General features: G+C 64.1%; 15 protein-coding genes and 1 pseudogene. 11 read left to right on the top strand and 5 right to left on the bottom strand.

The features are described 5' to 3' along the window. Window positions 1-93 precede the first annotated feature (93 nt). The 8 genes and pseudogenes from RhoBH5_RS22770 (at window position 94) to cysC (ending at window position 7185) form a co-directional block, all read left to right on the top strand. Window positions 94-747, top strand: coding sequence for a DUF6474 family protein (locus tag RhoBH5_RS22770; protein ID WP_003944178.1), 654 nt, complete (start codon window positions 94-96; stop codon window positions 745-747). 14 nt (window positions 748-761) lie between these two features. Then, entirely contained in the window at window positions 762-1277 is a 516-nt protein-coding gene (locus tag RhoBH5_RS22765; RefSeq protein WP_047272730.1) for a hypothetical protein, read from the top strand. A gap of 52 nt (window positions 1278-1329) precedes the next feature. Further along, entirely contained in the window at window positions 1330-1998 is a 669-nt protein-coding gene (locus tag RhoBH5_RS22760) for a YcnI family copper-binding membrane protein (protein WP_042453253.1), read from the top strand. Further along, entirely contained in the window at window positions 1998-2516 is a 519-nt protein-coding gene (locus RhoBH5_RS22755; protein ID WP_003944137.1) for a copper resistance CopC family protein, read from the top strand. The genes RhoBH5_RS22760 and RhoBH5_RS22755 overlap by 1 nt, the downstream gene beginning before the upstream one ends. 4 nt (window positions 2517-2520) lie before the next feature. Further along, window positions 2521-3462: a copper resistance D family protein gene (locus RhoBH5_RS22750; protein ID WP_007735936.1), complete on the top strand. Its 942-nt coding sequence runs from the start codon at window positions 2521-2523 to the stop codon at window positions 3460-3462. A 122-nt stretch (window positions 3463-3584) separates the two neighbouring features. Further along, window positions 3585-4394, top strand: coding sequence for a trehalose 2-sulfotransferase (stf0, locus tag RhoBH5_RS22745; protein ID WP_007735934.1), 810 nt, complete (start codon window positions 3585-3587; stop codon window positions 4392-4394). Then, window positions 4391-5305: a sulfate adenylyltransferase subunit CysD gene (gene cysD, locus RhoBH5_RS22740; RefSeq protein ID WP_047272728.1), complete on the top strand. Its 915-nt coding sequence runs from the start codon at window positions 4391-4393 to the stop codon at window positions 5303-5305. The genes stf0 and cysD overlap by 4 nt, the downstream gene beginning before the upstream one ends. Beyond that, window positions 5305-7185, top strand: a pseudogene (cysC, locus tag RhoBH5_RS22735) (adenylyl-sulfate kinase). The gene cysD and the pseudogene cysC overlap by 1 nt, the downstream one beginning before the upstream one ends. Here the strand turns inward: cysC and RhoBH5_RS22730 are convergent. The 4 genes from RhoBH5_RS22730 to RhoBH5_RS22715 are packed head-to-tail and all read right to left on the bottom strand — an operon-like array spanning window position 7182 to window position 14155. Next, on the bottom strand, window positions 7182-8552 hold the full coding sequence (locus RhoBH5_RS22730; protein ID WP_270008824.1) for a sulfatase family protein: 1371 nt from the start codon (window positions 8550-8552) through the stop codon (window positions 7182-7184). The pseudogene cysC and the gene RhoBH5_RS22730 overlap by 4 nt on opposite strands. A gap of 56 nt (window positions 8553-8608) precedes the next feature. Next, on the bottom strand, window positions 8609-11806 hold the full coding sequence (locus RhoBH5_RS22725) for a carboxyl transferase domain-containing protein (protein ID WP_270008823.1): 3198 nt from the start codon (window positions 11804-11806) through the stop codon (window positions 8609-8611). Continuing rightward, a complete protein-coding gene (locus tag RhoBH5_RS22720) occupies window positions 11803-13500 on the bottom strand; it encodes an AMP-binding protein (RefSeq protein ID WP_162114198.1) in 1698 nt (565 codons plus the stop codon). Before RhoBH5_RS22720 ends, RhoBH5_RS22725 begins: the two co-directional genes overlap by 4 nt. 25 nt (window positions 13501-13525) lie before the next feature. Then, window positions 13526-14155: a TetR/AcrR family transcriptional regulator gene (locus tag RhoBH5_RS22715; RefSeq protein ID WP_050657055.1), complete on the bottom strand. Its 630-nt coding sequence runs from the start codon at window positions 14153-14155 to the stop codon at window positions 13526-13528. A 150-nt stretch (window positions 14156-14305) separates the two neighbouring features. Here RhoBH5_RS22715 and RhoBH5_RS22710 point away from each other — a divergent pair, with 150 nt between their 5' ends. Both RhoBH5_RS22710 and RhoBH5_RS22705 read left to right on the top strand, forming a co-directional pair. Then, entirely contained in the window at window positions 14306-15682 is a 1377-nt protein-coding gene (locus RhoBH5_RS22710; RefSeq protein WP_076948835.1) for a M20/M25/M40 family metallo-hydrolase, read from the top strand. Next, a complete protein-coding gene (locus tag RhoBH5_RS22705; RefSeq protein ID WP_050657054.1) occupies window positions 15679-17241 on the top strand; it encodes a YfcC family protein in 1563 nt (520 codons plus the stop codon). The genes RhoBH5_RS22710 and RhoBH5_RS22705 overlap by 4 nt, the downstream gene beginning before the upstream one ends. Before the next feature lies 1 nt (window position 17242). Here the strand turns inward: RhoBH5_RS22705 and RhoBH5_RS22700 are convergent, their stop codons facing one another. Further along, window positions 17243-17830 (bottom strand): DinB family protein, encoded by a 588-nt coding sequence (locus RhoBH5_RS22700; RefSeq protein WP_003944177.1) that lies wholly within the window; start codon window positions 17828-17830, stop codon window positions 17243-17245. An 18-nt stretch (window positions 17831-17848) separates the two neighbouring features. Between RhoBH5_RS22700 and RhoBH5_RS22695 the strand changes: the two genes are divergently transcribed. Further along, entirely contained in the window at window positions 17849-19096 is a 1248-nt protein-coding gene (locus RhoBH5_RS22695; protein ID WP_125050158.1) for a hypothetical protein, read from the top strand. Window positions 19097-19115: the final 19 nt, after the last annotated feature.

The raw sequence follows: 19115 nt of genomic DNA, 5'->3' as shown, positions 1-19115 counted from the left end.
CACACGATGACGAAGATTATGTGCTCCCCTAGGCTGAAGCCGAAGCGCAGGTACCTGGCAACACACAAACACCTGGAAACGGGGTCCTTTTCGATGGGGTTGTTCAAGAAGCGAAAGTCTCGTGCCACCCGCAAGGCGGAGGCAAAGGCTCTCAAGCACAAGGCTGAGGTCGAGGCGAAGCTCAACGCCAAGAGCCAGCGTAAGCGCGACAAGGTCGAGACCAAGTCGCTCAAGAAGCTGGAGAAAGCCGAGATCGAGTCACAGCACAAGATCGAAAAGGCGCAGATCGCGACCCTGAAGGCGCAGGAGAAGGCCGCTGCGAATCAGGGCCTGACCGTCGCCAAGGTGCGTAAGTACCTGGGAGTGGCACGTCTGCTTGCCCCCGTTCTCCTGCCGATCGCTTACCGCGCAGCCACGGCGGTGCGCGCCCAGCTCGACACCACGCGTGCACAGAAGATGGGCATCGCCGTCGACCAGCTCGGTGACTACACCGGTCACGGCGCGAAGTTGAGCGCTCGTATCGCCGGCGCCGAGAGCTCGGTCACCGAGATCCTCAGCCGCAAGCCCGACGACGCGGAGACGCAGCGTTTCGCCGCCGCCATCCGTGAGCGCCTCGGCGACCTCAGCACGGCAGTTCGCGCTGCCGAGCAGATGCCGCAGGCTCGCCGTAAAGCAGCTCACCAGGCGATTTCTTCCGAACTCGACGGCGTCGAAGCAGATCTGCTCGCACGTCTCGGCGTGCGCTAGACCTGAGAACGCCAGTGAGAGCAGCCGAGCAGACCTCGACCCTCCGGGGGACAGCTGTCGGTTCCGCTTCGGCTGCTCTCGCTGTCGCCGCGCACGGGATCGGCGGAGGCGAGCTGCCACAGTCGTCGTCGCTGACCCTGTTGCTCGCCGTCTGCGCAACCGTCGGCGCCGTGACGGCCACCCTTCCCGCCCTCTCACGGGGGCCCGCTGCCTTGATCGTTGCTCTGGGTCTGGGTCAGTTGGCCGCGCACACCACCATGACGCTCTCCGAGCACGCTCATTCGCCCGCTCCGGGGTTGGTGATGCTCGGTGCTCACGCCGGTGCCACCGTCGCTTGTGCGGTGGCGGTCCTGGCCGCCGAGCGCCTCTACCGCGTTGTCACCCACGCTCTCCACGTCGTCCTGGCGTCTCTGGCTCCCGCCGCTGTCACTTCCCGCGGCCACACCGTCTCGACCGGAATCCATCACGGACCTGTCGACGCTCTACTTCGCGCCAGCATCTCGCGGCGCGGTCCTCCTGCCCTGGTCTGAAGATTCGTAGAACGCCCCACCCCTTCACCAGACCAAGAGGACACTTCCCGACATGAAGAACACCCTGATTTCGCGCGCGGTTGTCACGACCGTCGCTACCGGCAGCGCCGTGCTGCTAGCCGCCGGAATTGCTTCAGCACACGTCAGCGTCGTCGCACCAGGAGCTGCGCAGGGCGGATACTCCGTTCTCACGTTCCGCGTGCCCACCGAATCCGACACCGCTTCGACCACCAAGCTGACGGTCGCACTCCCCGACCTCAAGTCGGCACGCACCGAACCGATGCCCGGCTGGACCGCAGTCGTGGAGAAGGACCCCACCTCGTTGGTCGCCAAGTCCGTGACGTGGACCGCCGACCCCGGCGTCGGAATCGCCCCCGGCCAGTTCCAGCAGTTCGTCCTTTCCGCCGGCCCGCTGCCCGAGCAGGAAGAGGTCGAGTTCAAGGCCGTGCAGACGTACAGCGACGGCAACGTCGTCAACTGGGATCAGGAAGAGCTTGCCGACGGCAGCGAGCCGGACAAGCCCGCGCCGACGCTGACTCTCGCCGCATCCACCGGCGATGCCCACGGAGCCCCCTCTGCCGATAACACTGCCGAGACGTCCGCTGCTTCCGAATCTTCTTCGTCAGACAACACCGCGCGCTGGCTCGGCGGCGTCGGCCTGGTGCTCGGCGCGTTGGGCGCTGCACTCGGCCTCGGCGCACTGGTCAGGAGCAAGCGCTGATGAGTACCCGGATCAAGGTCATCGCCGTCGGCATGCTCGCGATGCTGGCCACGATGCTCGGAATGGGCACGGCCAGTGCACACTCCGCGGTGGTCGGCTCCAACCCGGAAAACGGTGCGTCCATTCAGGTTGCGCCTGACACGGTTTCGGTCACGTTCAACGAGGCTCTGCAGGCACAGTTCGCGGCGCTGACCGTCACCGGTCCCGACGGCAACCTCTGGACCAAGAGCGATCCGTCCGTCGAAGGACCCACTGTCAGTGCAGACCTCGGCGATCTCGGGCCGACCGGCGTCTACACCATCGCGTACCGCGTCACCTCCGCTGACGGTCACCCCGTCAACGGAACCCTGACGTTCACCCTCACCGAGGCGGGGTCGGGCACTCCCGGCGCTGCCGCCGCGTCGAGTACGGGTGAGTCGGAGTCCGGCAGCATGCCGGTGTGGATCTTCATCGTCGCCGGCGTCGTCGTGTTCGGCGGTGCGCTGTTCTTCGTGCTCCGTAAGCCGAAGTCGAGCTGATCGCGTGACGGGTACGGCAAACAGGTGGTGGTTGCTGTTTGCCGTACCCACAGCTCTGCTGGGAGTCCTGATCGCCTGGGGCCTCGCCAGCCCGTCGGGACCCGAATCGTCGAGCACGGTCCGCGTTCTCGCGATCGGATGTGGTTCGTTGACGCTCGGCATCGCGACTCTCGCCTGGATGGGCCGCAGTGAACGCCGCCCGGCAACATCCCCCGCCGTCATGTGGACTCAGCTCACCGCGGTGGCAGCAGTGTGGCTCGTCGCCGAGATCACGCTCCTCGTGCTCAATGCCGCAGCGGCCGACGGCGCCCCGGTCACCTCGCTGACCATCGGGCACTTCGGCGCATTCGTCTCCGAGGTCAACGTCGGCCGCGTCGGCGTCGCGATCATCGCGTGCGCGTTTGCCGTCGTCTGTTACGGCATCTACGGATTCACCAATCCCGAGACGGTGCCCGTCGCACCGGCATTGGTCGTCTCCGCGTTGGCGCTCGCTGCCCGCCCGATCACCGGGCACATGGCGCAGCAGAGCTTCGGATCGATCCTCGACGCCGTTCACGTCCTCGCTGCGGCCTTGTGGTTCGGCGTGCTCGCCGCACTCGCGCTTGCCGTACCGTCGCGCGGTGCCTGGGCGATCTGGTTGCCCAAGTACTCCGCTCTCGCCTGGCGATGCGTCCTCGCGCTGGTCGTCACCGGTATCGTCAACGCCGTCGTGCGACTCGACTCACTCTCCGCCTTCTACGACACCGCATACGGCCGGGTGATCCTCGCCAAGATCGTGGCGATCGGACTGCTCGTCGCCCTGGGATGGTGGTGGCGCCGGACATGGGTGGTCGCGAGCGCTGCACACCGCATGAGTTCGGACGGATCTCTGCGTCGCGCCATCGGTGAAGTTGTCTTCATGGCCATCGCATTCGGGCTTGCCGCGGCCCTTGCGACAACTGCGTAAGACGTGCCTCAGCGCGACATTTCGTGACCCGCACATTTAACGTTTCACGTCGAGATTTAACCTCTACGTGAGTTTATTTTCCCAGCTTGCGGCGGTTTCCGGCCCCCCTTAGCGTTGCTCGCATGACGGAGGCCCAACGCTCGTTTCTCGTCTGCGCTTCGCAGCGCAGCGGCAGTACTTTGCTGGTCGAATCCCTGCGAGCAACCGGGGTCGCGGGTGAGCCGGAAGAGTTCTTCCAGTACCTCCCCGAGACCTCGCGATCACCGCAACCGAGGCAGTGGTTCGAAGACGTCACGGACGAGTCCGTCCTGGGTCTGCTAGCCCCGTTCCACCCGGGCACGCCGGACACTCGCACCTCCGAACAGTGGCGCACACAACTTCTCGAACTCGGCCGAACCCCCAACGGAGTCTGGGGTGGCAAGCTGATGTGGAACCAGACGCCGCTCCTACTCGATCGCGCGGCCGGATTGCCCTGGCGCAGTGGGACGGACCTACGTTCTGCACTCCACGACACCCTCGATCACGACCTGCAGTTCATCCACGTCTATCGAGAAGATGTCGTCGCTCAAGCTGTGTCGATGTGGCGCGCCGTGCAGACACAGGTTTGGCGCGACGACGCGACTCCACCGAATCTCTCGGACGGTGCGCAGTACAACGCAGTCGGAATCGCGCACCTGGTGACGATTCTCGGTGAGCAGGAACGCCAATGGAAGCGCTGGTTCGAGGAAGAGGACATCTCTCCCATCGAAGTCGGGTTCCGCGATCTCACCGAAGACCCGCAGTCCGTGGTCGCAAAAACCCTCATCTCCCTCGGCCTCGACGGACAACTGGCCCCGCCACCGCCGCTGCGTCGTCAGAGCGACGGACGATCCCGCGAATGGGTGCAGCGTTATCGCATCGACGCCGAACAGAACGGATATCCCGTCACATGAGCACCGTCACCGATGTCGTCGACGAACTCCGAGTTCTCGAATCCGAAGCGGTTCACATCATTCGAGAGGTGGTGGCAGAACTCGAGAGACCGGTACTGCTCTTCTCGGCCGGCAAGGACTCGATAGTCCTGCTTCGTCTGGCCGAGAAGGCGTTCCGGCCCTCCCCACTCCCTTTCCCGGTCCTGCACGTCGACACCGGTCACAATTTCGAGGAGGTCATCGAATTTCGCGACCGTCGAATCAAGGAGGGCGGGCACACACTTCTGGTTGCTTCCGTTCAGGATTCGATCGACCAGGGCAGAGTGCAGGAGTCGACCGAGACCAGCGGATCGCGAAACCGCCTGCAGACCAGAACCCTGCTCGACGCTCTCGAAGCTGGAAGGTTCGACGCCGCGTTCGGCGGCGCCCGCCGGGACGAGGAACGTGCGCGCGCCAAGGAAAGAGTCCTCAGCTTCCGTGACGAGTTCGGCCAGTGGGACCCGCGAGCGCAACGGGCCGAACCGTGGTCGCTCTACAACGGTCGGATCAGACGCGGCGAGTCCGTTCGTGTCTTTCCGCTGAGCAACTGGACCGAGCTCGACATCTGGCGCTACATAGCCCAGGAGGAACTGGAACTGCCGTCCATCTATTTCGCGCACCAGCGGAGGGTATTCGAGCGCGACGGAATGCTCCTCGCTGCTTCCGAATTCAGCACCGACGCCGAGAACGCCGCGGCAACGACCGAGTGGGTGCGATATCGAACCGTCGGCGATCTGACCATCACCGGCGCCGTTCGATCGCACGCCACCACTATCGACGACGTCGTCACCGAAATCTCGGCCGCGACGGTTTCCGAACGAGGCGAGACTCGCGCAGACGACCGAACGTCGGTCGCCGCGATGGAAGACCGAAAGCGTGAGGGCTACTTCTGATGACGACCACCATCACTCGCCAACTCCTGCGACTGGCCACGGCGGGTAGCGTCGACGACGGCAAGAGCACGCTGATCGGCCGACTGTAGCATGACACCGACAGTCTGCCAACCGATCACCTCGATTCCGTGACCGACGAGCACGGTGTCGCCGACCTGGCTGCACTCTCCGACGGACTACGTGCCGAGCGTGAACAGGGCATCACGATCGACGTCGCGTACCGATTCTTCTCCACCCCGACAAGAAGTTACGTACTCGCCGACACCCCGGGGCACGAACGCTACACGCGCAACATGTTCACCGGAGCATCCAACGCTCACGTAGCGGTCCTGCTGGTCGACGCGAGGACCGGCGTGCTGCGTCAGACCCGTCGGCACGCCAGAATCGCCGCACTGCTCGGTGTTCCGAACCTTGTAGCCGTGGTGAACAAGATCGATCTGGTGGACTTCGACGAAGCGAGATTCGCTCAGGTGCAGGAAGAATTGCGGGCCTTGGCACGGCAAGTCGGACGCGAGGACGTACTCGCCATACCGGTCTCCGCGAAAGCCGGCGACAATGTCGTGACGCGGTCCGAGAACACCGCGTGGTACGAGGGGCCGACGCTCCTCGAGTACCTCGAAGGCGTCGAACTCCATGCGCCCGCGACGCACATCGAGGAGCTTCGGCTTCCCGTGCAATGGGTTTCGCGCCCCGATCCGCAGAATCGTCGCCGGTACACCGGCCGGATCTCGGCAGGCACACTGAGCGTCGGAGACGAGGTAGTGGTCCTGCCGTCCGGATCGAAGAGCACCGTGATCAGTCTGGACACTCTCGACGACAACCGCAGTACTGCCGTTGCACCACTGTCGGTTTCGGTGGAACTGGCCGACGACATCGACGTCGGACGTGGCGACGTTCTGGTCAGCGGCGGTGCGCAGGCTCATTTGCCGGTTCTGGCCCGAGAACTCGAAGCCACCATCTGCTGGTTGTCCAACACACCGTTGCGCGCGGGCGATCGGATAGCGCTCAAACACACGTCCCGGACCGTGCGAGCGACCGTCCAAGAACTGCACACCCGTCTCGATCCTGAAACGCTCGACGAGCAGGACAGCCCTGTCGAACTGGGACTCAACGATATCGGAACGGTCACGCTCCGAACCAGTTCCGTGGTGGTCGCCGACACCTACGACCACAATCGGGACTCTGGCGCCTTCATCCTGATCGACGAGCAGAGCAACGACACCGTCGGCGCAGGCACCATTCTCGAACCACGCGTCGTCGTTCCCGGCGAGCAGACCCGCAACGACATCAAGTGGCATCCGTCCTCACTCGAACGTCAACGGCGGTGGGCGTCTACCACCCAGAAGGGCGCGACGATCTGGCTGACCGGCCTGCCTGCCTCCGGAAAATCCACCGTCGCAGTCGCTGTCGAACGTGCGCTCGTCGACGCGGGACGCACCGCGTATCTCCTGGACGGTGACAACGTCCGCCACGGTATCTCCGACGATCTCGGGTTCTCGCCGGGAGACCGAGCCGAGAACATCCGACGCGTCGGGCATCTCACTCGACTGTTCGCCGACGCCGGCGTGGTGGCGATCGCGTCGATGGTTTCGCCGCTGCGTTCGGATCGAGCGATTGCGCGCGCTCTCAACGAAGCTGCCGGACTCACCTTCCTCGAAGTTGCCGTCACCACTCCCGTCGAAGAATGCGAACGTCGAGATCCCAAGGGCCTGTACGCACGTGCGCGGGCGGGTGAACTGAAGGGGCTCACCGGAATCGACGCGCCTTACGAGACGCCGGAGGACCCGGACCTGGCATTCGACACAACCGGCGCTGACATCAACGAACTGGTCGAGCGGGTCATCGCATTGTTGGAGGAGCGCGAGACCGCAAGGCCCTAGGGGTTTTCGGTGTCCGACTCGAGGTAACCGCGGTCCGCACTGTAGGCGGACCGCACGTTGGGTCGGACACCGATCTTCTCGAGGTACGCCGCCATGCGGTGCACCGCCATCGCGCTTCCCAATGCCTCGTCCGGGAGACGATCATCGGTTTCGGCGCGCCACGTGTGAAGCTGCGAGGACAATTCCGCCTGTATTGCCGAGACTTCCGGTCGATCGATCAGATTGATCTTCTCGTCCGGGTCGGCACGGAGGTCGTACAGCTCCCGGGGTGCGCGTACCGCAAGATGCTCGGTGCCGAGCGCCTTTCCGGAAAGACTGTCCTCGATGTCGAGCGGTAGATCCAGAGCGGGGCGGACGGCGTAGTTCTCGATGTAGCTGTAGTCCTTGGTGCGCACCGCACGAATGGGATCGAAGCTGTCGTGAAAGGTCTTCTCCGTGAACAAGGAGGTACGAACGGGCTCGGACGGTTCGGTTCCGCGGTCGACGAGGGCATCGGCGTGCGAGCGCCCTTCCACCTCGGTGGGGACGTCGATTCCAAGCAGATCGAGAATGGTCGGAACAAGATCCACACCGCTGAACAGTGTCTCGTATTCCTTTCCGCCACTGCGATACCGCGCGGGAGGCAGAGCGATCAAGGCAATACCGGTACCCGGGGCGTAGAGCGTCGACTTGGCACGCGGGAACGCCGCGCCGTGATCAGTGAGGAAGAAGACCCAGGTGTTCTCGTCGAGCCCCTCTTCCTCGAGGGTCGCGAGCAGTTCCCCCACCGCGGCGTCGGCCACCTCTACGCTGCCGTGGAATTCGGCCAGATCCTCGCGCACCTGTGGCACGTCCGGAAGGTATCCGGGGACCTCCAGGGCTGCGGTGTCCGCCGGGGTATAGCGATCGGCGGGGTACGGGCGATGCGTTTCGAAGAATCCCGTGGTGAGCAGGAACGGCTCGGGCGGGAAGCGTCGTAGCCAGTTCTGGGCACGCGGAACCACGTAGTCGCAGAACGAGTTGGTGACGTCGTACTCGTGGTAGCCCAGTCGCTTCGGATACGCAGTCTCGTGCTGCATGCCGAAGAGCGAGGTGTACCAACCGTTGTCGGAGAGGATCTGCGGGAGCGTCTGCACCTCAGCGTGGTACTCCCAGCCGTGGTGCGCCAACCCGATCAGACCGTTGTTGTGCGGATACCTGCCCGAGAAGAGCGATCCGCGCGAAGGCGAGCACAGCGGCGCCGTCGCGTGTGCGTCGGTGAACCGGATGCCTTCTGCCGCCAGCCGGTCGAGATGGGGGCTGTTGACCCCGGCGACACCGTAACTCGCGAGGTGCCGCCCCAGGTCGTGCCAGTGAATGATCAGGACGTTATCTCGCGCAGCCGACACGTGGGCAAGGCTAGTTGCCCCGCCCACGTGCGGCAACAGCTCGAATCAGCAGGATCTCAACTGTTTCTGCAGAGTTGTCTGATCCATCCGCGGGTATCGGCCGGATCGATGACGTCGTCCAGTTCGAACGTGGTCGCCGCCATCAGCGCCTTGCCCTGTGCGTAGGCCAGTTCCACGAACTGACCGAACAGCGTTTCCCGAGCCACCGGATCTTCGACGGACTCGAGTTCCTTGCGGAAACCGAGACGCACAGCACCTTCCAGACCCATCGGCCCGATCTCGCCCGTCGGCCACGCGACCGTGAACTCGGGGGCGTGGAAGGAACCACCGGCCATTGCCATGGCGCCCAACCCGTAACCCTTGCGCAGGATGATCGTTCCGAACGGCACGGTGAGGCGAGCACCGGCAACGAAGAACCTGCCGAACCTTCGAACCGTCGCCTCCTCCTCCGAATCCGGGCCCACCATGAATCCCGGTGTGTCGCACAGCGTCACCAGAGGGATGCGGTGCGCTTCGAGCAGTTCCAGGAAATCCGAAGCCTTGTCCGAGGCTTCCGCGTCGATCGCGCCGCCGAGATGCTCGCTGCTGTTCGCCAGCACACCGTACGGAACTCCTTCGACACGAACGAGTGCGGTTACTACACCGCGTCCGTAGTCTCGACGCAGTTCCAGGACGCTGTCGACGTCCGCGATTGCGTCGATCGCTCCACGAACGTCGTACGAGCGCAGGCGATTCTCCGGCACCACATGCCGCGAGAGCCGCGGATCCGGAGCGGTCCACTCTCCGCTCGCACCCTGGAAGTAGCCGAGGTACTGCTTGGCCAGCGCCACCGCATGAGCGTCGTCGTCAGCGACCAGGTGTACGACGCCGTTGCGGCGCTGCACGTCGATGGGGCCGATGTCCTCGGGGCGAAAGTTTCCGAGCCCGCCGCCCTCGACCATGGCAGGACCACCCATCCCGATGTTGGCGTCCGGTGTCGCGATCAGGACGTCGCACGCGCCGGCCAGGGCCGCGTTGCCTGCGAAACAGCGCCCGGACACGACGGCGACCATGGGCACCCGCCCGCTCAGCGCCGCCATGGCGCGGAAGGTTCCCAGCTCGAGGCCCGCCCCGGCGCCGGCGTCGGTGTCACCGGGGCGACCGCCGCCACCTTCCGCGAACAGCACCACCGGAACTCGCTTGCGATCGGCGATCTCGAGCAGGCGGTCGGTCTTGGCGTGATTGCGCATGCCCTGGGTACCGGCGAGCACCGAGTAGTCGTACGAGATCACGACGCTCTCGCCGCCGCTGATGGTCGCCACTCCGCCGATCAACCCGTCAGCAGGAGTGTTGGCGATCAGGTCTTCCTCGCTGCGTCGACTGCGCTGCGCCGCCAGCGCGAGAGCGCCGTACTCGACCAGGCTGTCGTCGTCGACCAGGTCGTAGACGTTCTCGCGAGCAGTCCGCCGCCCCAGCTTGTGGCGTTTCGCCACTGCCGCGGGCCGCGCCGCGTCCAGGGTCATCTCGTGGCGAGCGATGATTTCGGCGAGGTCGGGACGTACGTCGTCGAGGTCCACCTCGTCGACCTCGGCGAGCTTCGATCCCGCGCTCGCGCTACGGACGACGAGCAACGGTTCGCCCGCACTCACCGATCTCCCCGGTGACGACAGGACCCGGACCACTTCGAGGTCACCGGGCGCCGAGAGAACATGCTGCATTTTCATCGCTTCGAGGACGGCAACCTGGCCACCCGCATGGACGCCGTCACCGACTGCGGCAAGTTCGACGACGATTCCCGCCATCTGTGCACGGACCACGTCCTCGTCCGGCGCGATGTCAACACTCGCGGAGGGTGTTTGTGGGTCCGCTTCGGGAACGAGGTCCGCCAATCGAGAACCCAACCAGTCGACGTCGACCAGGCCGTCGCGGAAGTCCTTGTCCGACAGTATTGCCTGCAGGAATTCGAGGTTGGTCGCCACGCCGTCGATGGTGAACTCATTCAGAGCAGCAATCGACTTGCGCACCGCGGCAGGGAAATCCGATCGACGCGTGTGGGTGATCACCTTTGCCAAGAGCGAATCGTAACGCGCACTCGGCGAGAGTCCGACCGTACCGAAGGTGTCCACTCGCACGCCGGGTCCGCCCGGAGGAGTGAAGTTGTCGAGCGTGCCGGAGGACGGCAGCGCATTGCCGTCCGGCGTCATGGTTTCCATGTTGACGCGGGCCTGTATCGCAATCCCCGAAGCGTTTGCCACGGATCCGACTGTCTCCGAGGCCTTCTCGACAGCGGTGATCCCTGTTGGCAGGTCCAGGTTCTCGAACGGAACTCCGTCCGCGATCGCGAGCTGCACGGCGACGAGATCGATTCCGGTGACCTCTTCGGTCACCGTGTGCTCCACCTGAATTCGGGGATTGACTTCGAGGAAGACGAACCCGCGTTCCTCGACCAGGAACTCGACCGTCGCGATGCCTCGATAGCCGACCTCGGCGCACAGCCTCGCCGCCGCAGCGTGAAGACGCTCGCGCAGGGCCCCCGACAGCCCCTGCGCGGGCGCAACCTCGATCAACTTCTGATGGCGACGTTGGACGCTGCAATCGCGGTCACCCAGAGCGAGCGCGTGGGTTCCACCTTGCCCCGGTGCCGCCACGATCTGCACTTCGATGTGCCGAGCGTGCTCACTGAGTACCTCGGCGAACAGTGCCGAACTGCCGAATCCCGACTGGGCTTCGGCCGCACACACACGGTACGCGTCGTCGAGCGCCTTCGGGTCGCGCACCGCGCGCATGCCGCGGCCACCGCCGCCGCTGAGCGCCTTGATCATGATGCCGCGGGAGTTGCGCTCGAAGAATTCACGCACCTCGTCGAGGTCGGCGTTCGCCGATGTCGACGGCAGGACCGGTACGCCGGAGTCGACCGCCGCAGTGCGGGCGCTGGCCTTGTCGCCGAAAGTCCGGAGAACCTGGGCGTCCGGGCCGACGAAGACGATGCCCGCCTCGGTACACGCCTGCGCGAATTCGGCATTCTCACTGAGGAATCCGTAGCCCGGGTGCACGTGCGTGGCGCCCGTTTCGGCCGCGATCTTCAGCAGTGCGCTCTGATCCAGGTACGCGGATGCGCCCGACGCTCCGAGCGGCACCGACTCCGTGGCCGCCGCGACGTGCGGACTGGACGCGTCGTCCTCGGCGTACACCGACACCGTCTCGATCCCGAGTTCACGGGCAGTTCGAATGATCCGCAGCGCAATTTCGCCGCGGTTCGCAATCAGCAGTCTCACTTGTCCCCCTGAGTGCGCTCGAACAGATCGCCCTTGCGCACCTTTCCTGTCGCTGTCATCGGAAGCGCCTCGAGCACTTCCACTTCGGGCACCTTGTACGTGGCCATGTTCTCCTTGGCCCACGAGACGATCTCGTCGGCCGCAGTGTCGGAACCCTCGACCAGTTGGACAAACGCAAAAGCCACCTGCCCCTTGTCCGGGTCCGGTTTCGGCACCACCGCAGCCTTTTCGATCGCCGGGTGCAGCATGAGCAGCGCTTCCACCTCGGAGGGAAAGACACTCATGCCGTTGGTCTTGATCATTTCCTTGTTCCGCGCCAAATAGTGCAAACCGCCACGCTCACTGAACTTTCCGACGTCACCGGTCTGCAGCCAGCCGTCACGGATGGCGTCGGCGGTGGCCGCCTCGTTGCGGTAGTACGCGGAAAGGATGGATGGGCTGCGCACGATGATCTGCCCGTGCTCGCCGACGGGCACCGGCCTGCCGTCGTGATCGACGATCAGAACGTCGGTGCCGGGCACCGGAATTCCGCAGAACACCGGCTCGCTTTTCAGGTCGTAGTCGCCGTCCTGGAAGCCGAGGGTGATCGTGTCCGCGGTGTGGGTTTCGGTCATGCCGTAGCTCGCTTCGCGCAGAACGCCGCCTGTAGCCTCGCGCCACCGCTGGCGCGAGGCCGGATCGAGTTTGAGAACGAACGAAACTGCCATGACGTTCTGGAGTGTCGAGAGATTTCGCTCCGCGAATCCTGGCGTGTCCATCAGTTCGACGTAATTGTCGACAGTTCCGACCAGCGAGGTCACGCCGTAAGCCTCGACAGCGTCGAGCGTGGTCTCCGCATCCCAACGATTCAGCAGGACCACGGTTCCGCCGTTGACGAGCGGAACCAGGATGCCGAAGTCCTCACCTGCGATCCAGAAGATCGGCAGAAACACCAGGGACACCGGCGGATTGGCACCCACCTGGTCACCGCCCGCAAGCGTCGCGGTGGCCGCGGTGTAAACCATGTGGCGCTGAGTGTGCTCACAGCCCTTGGGCATTCCCGTCGTTCCGCCCGTGTAGTTCAGGGCGGCGAGGGAATCGAGTTCGGTGGCGACAGGAGTCGCCCGCTCACTGGTGATGATCGACTGCCAGTCGCTCAGGCGCGGATCGTCGACCTCGAAGGGCAGTTCGACGGTCGGGATCGCCGTCAGCATGTCCGACACTGCAGTCTTCGCGACGTGTTCGAGTGGAGTCTGTGAGCGAACCTTCTTCACCAACTTCGAGAAGGTGTTCTGCGTCAGTAGGACCTTGACGCCGGCATCGTTGAGTTCGTGAATCAATTCATGTTCACGGAAGAGTGGATTGATCGGCACGTGAACCGCACCGACCTTGAGAATGCCGAGCATCGCGATATGGAACTGAGGGCAATTGACCAGGTGAACGCCGACGCGATCGCCGCGTTCGACTCCGAGTGACAGCAGCCATCCGGCAAAACGATCCGAAAGCTCGTCGTATTCGGAATACGTGATGACCCGGCCGTAGAAGACGATGGCAGGAGTATCCGGCCGCTCGATCGCCCAATGCCGCAAGTAATCGACAAGTCCCCCACCTTCGAGCGGATACTCGACGGCGCGGGGAATGCCGGCGGGCCAATGCGCTTGTTGCAGCGCAGAGATCTCCGCCAGAGCCGCTTCGAGCACGTCTTGTTCTGCCACCGATCACTCCATTCGTAAAAGAACTCTATTTCGACTCTTCGAACCCGATCAACCGCTCGGACATCGTCGTCATATCTGCAATGAACTGGTTCTGCTCTTCGACACTCGCCTTACTCAGTCGTGCTCCACCGGCCATCTGTGCATCCGAGATCATCTGAACGAGCACCGGAGGCGAAACGCAGGGATCTACGTCGTGAACCTGTCGAATCCGTTCGACAAAGCGGACGTAGCGGCTCACGAGCTTTTCGCGAACCGCAGACCAACTGCGCTCGACCTCGGAATCCACCCGCGCCCGATGCTCGATCACCGCGAGCAGGTCACCGTAGGTGTACACGGCCGTGATGAACGCCGACGTGGTCGTTCGGAGAACTTCGCGTAGATCCTCCGGGCCCTCCATGTGCTGAGCGTCGAGGAAGCGTCGGCACATCATTTCGGCGACGGCGCGGAAGACCTCGTCCTTCGACGAAAAGTACGCGTAGAAGGTCGCCCGGGACACATCAGCCCTGGTCGTGATCGTCTCGACCGTCACGGCGTCGTATCCGAGTTCGCCGAAGCAGAGGGCAGCGGTGTCGAGCAGTCCGGCACGGCGTGGACCGTCGCCGAGTTTGCGGGCTGTCCGCGCTCGCTCCTGCGTTTCGCTGGTGGTCACCGTCACAGTGTGTGTTGACGTTGACGTCAATGTCAAGAATCGCGGGCCCGACGCCCCACTTCGGCTTTTTGTTCGGGTCACCCTTTCACACCCCGCATATCGGGTGTAAGACTCTGCCTCTAATGTTTTTCGCCTTTCCCAGAAGGAGTCAATTCCGTGCCGGAAGAATCCGCCTCGCCCTCCTATTCCACAATCAAGGAAACAGTTGCAGCTTTGATGCCGGCACTGGAGTCGGAACTCGTCGAACTTGTTCGTATTCCGTCGATAGCAACAGAAGGTTTCCCCAGCGAGCCCCTGTTCGAGGCTCACGACCTGATCGTTTCTCTATTGGAGAAGTCCGGAGTCACGAAGATAGAGAAACTCGAAATAACAGGTAAAACTGCGCCGGTCATCATTGCAACAGTTCCCGGTCCAGAGGGAGCCCCGACCGTATTGATGTATTCGCATTACGACGTCGTTCCCGCCGACGACGTCGAACTCTGGGATTCACCGCCTTTCGAACCGAGCAAGCGTGACGGCGCGATCTACGGCCGCGGTACGGCAGATTCGAAGGCAAACGTCATCGGCATGATCGGCGCGCTTCGCGTCTTCGACGGAAAGCCGCCAGTGACGGTCAAGCTCGTCATCGAAGGCCAGGAAGAATTCGGCAGCCCCTTCGACAACTATCCGCCGGAAGCCCCCGAATTGTTTGCGGCCGACGCAATGGTCATCGCCGACGTCGGGAGCGTTCGGCCCGGATCACCGACCCTGACCGTCGCACTGCGCGGATCGGCCCAGGTGATCGTCGAACTCACCACTCTCGGAGCCGACAAGCACAACGGCCTCTACGGCGGCGCCGCACCGGACGCCCGCCTCGCGCTCATCCGCGCACTGGCGTCGCTGCACGACGACAACGGTGACGTGGCGATCGACGGCCTCCTGCGCGAACCGTGGACCGGCAGTTCATACACCGAGGACGAGTTCCGCACCCTCGCCGAGATCCAAGACGGGCTTCCGCTGCTCGGAACCGGCGGCATCGGCGAACGCATCTGGTCGGGCCCGGCCATCACCGTGACGGGCATCGACGCTCCCCCTGTGGACGGTGCGGTCAACGCCGTCGCAAGCACTGCCCGCGCCGTGATCAATCTGCGCGTACACCCGCGCCAACCTGCCACCGAGGCGCAGGCTGCTCTGGTCCGGCACCTGGAAGCCCTGCGCCCCTTCGGTTTGCAACTGACTGTCACCGCGGGAGAAACCGGCGACGGGTTTGCGGCAGCCGAAGGTGGACCGGCCTTCGACGCGGCATTGTCTGCACTATCGCAGTCGTGGGGTGAGCCGGCCGGGCTGATGGCAGGCGGCGGCTCGATCCCCCTCGTGATGGCCTTGGATACAGCAGTGCCCACCGCCGAGAAGCTGTTGTTCGGCGCCACTGACGGTTACGCGAACATCCACGGCCCCAACGAACGCGTCCTGCTCGACGAGCTCGAGAAGGCCGTCGTCGCCAAAGCACTGTTCTTCCAGGAGTACGCCGACACCTTCGAGGGGAAGAAATGAGCACCGAAACCGACACGGGGTCCGCACCTACTCCGGCCAAGAAGAAGTTCGAGTTCCCCGGCGCGGTCACGATGCTCGCGATCGTCACCGTCCTGGTATGGATTGCGGCACTGTTCATTCCGGCCGGACGCTTCGGCGTCGACGTGGACGGCTCACCCGTTCCCGGCAGCTTCGAAACCGTCACGTCTCCGCTGTCGTTCTGGGAACGAATCCAGCAACTGATCCTCTCCCCCGTCAACGGCCTCTACGGCGTCCAGGATTCGATCACCGGGTTCGTCGACACCGACAACATCGGACGGCTCTTCGGTTCGGTCGGCGTAGTCCTCTTCATCATGGCGCTCGGTGCGTTCATCTCGGTCAGCTTTGCCACCCGCAGCCTGGAAACCGCTGTCTCCCAGCTGGCTACCAAGCTCAGCGACAAGGGCTGGTTGCTCATCACCGTCATCATGGTGCTGTTCTCGCTGCTCGGTTCGACAATGGGCTTCTCGGTCGAGACGTTCGGCTTCTACGCCCTGCTCATCCCGCTGATGACGGCACTGGGTTACGACCGCATGGTCGCGGCCACCATGATCATCCTCGGTGCTCTGGTCGGAAACATGGCGTCGACCGTCAATCCGTTCTCGATCGGCGTCGCCTCCGGTGAGGCAGGCGTCTCCATCGGTGACGGCATCGTGCTGCGCGTGATCCTGTGGATCGTATTGACCGCTGTGGCAGTGGTATTCGTTCTCCGCTACGCCGCAAAGGTGAAGAAGGATCCGTCCAAGTCGCTTGTCGGCTTCGACATCGCGGACGACGAAGACGAAGAGCCGGCCGAGCCGGTGGACATCGACGGCAAGCTCACCGGAACTCAGAAGCTGGTACTGCTCATCACCGGACTCACCTTCGGACTGATGATCTTCTCCGTCATCCCGTGGTCGAGCATCTTCGGCGCCACCACCGGTCCGGCCGAGTACGACGCGTATCACGTCACGGCAACCGAGCCCTACTGGTTCGAGTTGAACTGGTGGTTCCCGCAATTGGCGATGCTGTTCATCCTCGCCGCCGTTCTCGTCGGCATAGTCGCGAAGATGGGTGAGAAGAAGATCGTCTCCCTGATCACGCGTGGAGCCGGCGACATGGTCGGACCGGCGATCGTCATCCTGCTCGCTCGCGGCGTCTCGGTGATCATGACCAACACCGAAACCCTCGACACCATCCTCAACGCGATGGAGCAATTGGTCAGCGGCGCTTCGGCGGGGGTCTTCGCGATCCTGGTGATGCTCGTCAACATCCCGCTGGCGTTCCTGATCCCGTCCAGTTCCGGTCACGCCACCCTGGCGATGCCGCTGCTCGCGCCGCTGGGCGACTTCGCCGGAGTCAGCCGCGCACTCGTCATCACCGCCTTCCAGATGGGCCACGGCCTGATGCTGATGGTTGCCCCGACCAACGTCGTCGTTGTCGGCGGGTTGGCCATGGCGAAGGTCGGCTACGACAAGTTCCTGCGCTTCGTCTGGCCACTGCTACTGATCAACTTCGTGATCGTTGTCGTGGTGATCGGCGCGGCAGCAGTATTCGAATAGTTCAGGCGTGGTGGGCCTCGCGTGCCGCCGTCTCGAGACGGTCGGTGTACTCGGCCCACCACGCCTCATCGCCGGGAGCCAGATTGTTGTCGCCCGCCTTCATCCCAGCGGCGCCGTCGATCAGCTCCCGCACGATGTCCGCGTGGCCGGCGTGCCGATGGATCTCGGTGACAACGTGAACGAGTATCCGGTGCAGTGTGACGTCGCGACGATCCTCCGGCCAGTGCTTCACGAAGCCGGGGGCGTCCAGATCGTGCTCCTCGATCGTGGCGTCGGCGAAAGCCCAGGTGCGGCGATAGGTTTCGACGATGTCGGCAGTGGACTCGTCGGCGCGGGCCCACATGTCGACGTTGAGTTCCTCCGAACGCAACCACGCGGGTAGATCGGGAACCCGACGGCCGAACGTCGGACCGAAATACCCGAGCTCGACGCCGATCATGTGTTTGACCAGACCCAACAAGTTGGTCCCTGTCCGGGTCATCGGGCGCCGAATGTCATACTCCGACAGCCCGTCGAGCTTCCAGACGAGCGCATCACGTGCTGCCTGCAGGTACCGCTGGAGATCTTCCTTTTCCGAGTTGGTGGTCATGAAACCAACCTAAACCGAGTGGAGCAGACATTGACAGCGGTCGAGGATCTGACCGAGGTTGCCTCCCGGGCCGTCGCCGCCGAGCGTGACGCCCGGTCGGTGCGCTGGCACAACCCGGCAGCCGTCCGCAAGGCTGCCGCGGCCGTCCGTGATTCGCTCGACGACGAACGATCAGCGCTGAGCCGACCGTCGTACAGCGGGTTGTCACCGTCGCCGCACATGGCGCGCCAACTCGAACTGATCACGACGTTGGAGCCGCCACTGCCCGCCGACGCCGGCATCGGCACCGCCGCGCAGGCCGAGGCCGACGCCGTCGCCGCGGTGACCACCGCACGGATAGCCTTGCGCGCCGCCCACCTTGCGGTTCTCGAAGCACGCGTCGCCGCGCTCGATGCCGGTGACACCGATACCGTCGCCGCCGCGATCCGCGGTTACGTCCCGCTGAACTCTGGCAACCCCGTCGTCCGCCACGTGCAGGATCTCGGCTCCCGGATCCGTGAGGAAGCACGGCACGTCGTGAGTGGTAAGCCTCGGTCGATCGCGTTTCGGCTGGGGCTGAGCCTCGGAATGGGCTTGGCGTACCTGGCATTCATTCGCCTCTTCCAGTGGGACACCAAGGAAGATCGACTGCCTTACCTTGCGCTGTATGCACTCTCGGGTGTGGTCGGAAGCGTCGTGTGCACCAATGCGCTCAGCTTCGACGCCGGCCGCGTCCGTGCTGCGTTGTCCGGTGGAACCAGGCTCTGGCACGTACTGGTCGCGAAGAACGCGGTGATGCTGCTTCTCGTCGGCAGCGCCGGGTTCCTGCTCAGCGCCGTCCTCGCGTGGCGCTCCGGAAGCAGTGCCGACCTGGTGAAGGCGTGCGGCCAGGTGCTGACCATGATCCTGCTCTGGTTGGGGGTCGCGAACGTGATGTCGGTGAGCTTGCCGCTGCGGGCAGAACCGATGACGGCGCGGCGCCACGACGGCACGTGGAAGCAGTTCCTGCTGTCCTTCGTCATCTCGTACGGTGTCGGACTGATCGTCAATCTGATGCTCTACTGGCGCGTCTGGGCAAAGACGACGCTGCTCGAGCAGATGGGCGGTCCGTGGATTCCGGTCCTGCTGCTCCTCGCGAGCGCGGCCGCGACGTGGCTGTTGCTGACCGTGCTGGCCGTACTCCTGGCCGAGCAACCGCGCTTCCGGCGCGCCTTGCACCGGGAGATGGTGGTCTACCGCGAAGAAACCAACCACTTGCAGGCGACCATTCAGCACAATTCCGGCTAATGTAGCCGTGCGTGGCTGA

Origin of the sequence: Rhodococcus sp. BH5 (assembly GCF_027583855.1) — a bacterium.
Taxonomy (GTDB): domain Bacteria; phylum Actinomycetota; class Actinomycetes; order Mycobacteriales; family Mycobacteriaceae; genus Rhodococcus_F; species Rhodococcus_F qingshengii.
This window is presented reverse-complemented; position numbering and strand designations above follow the sequence as displayed.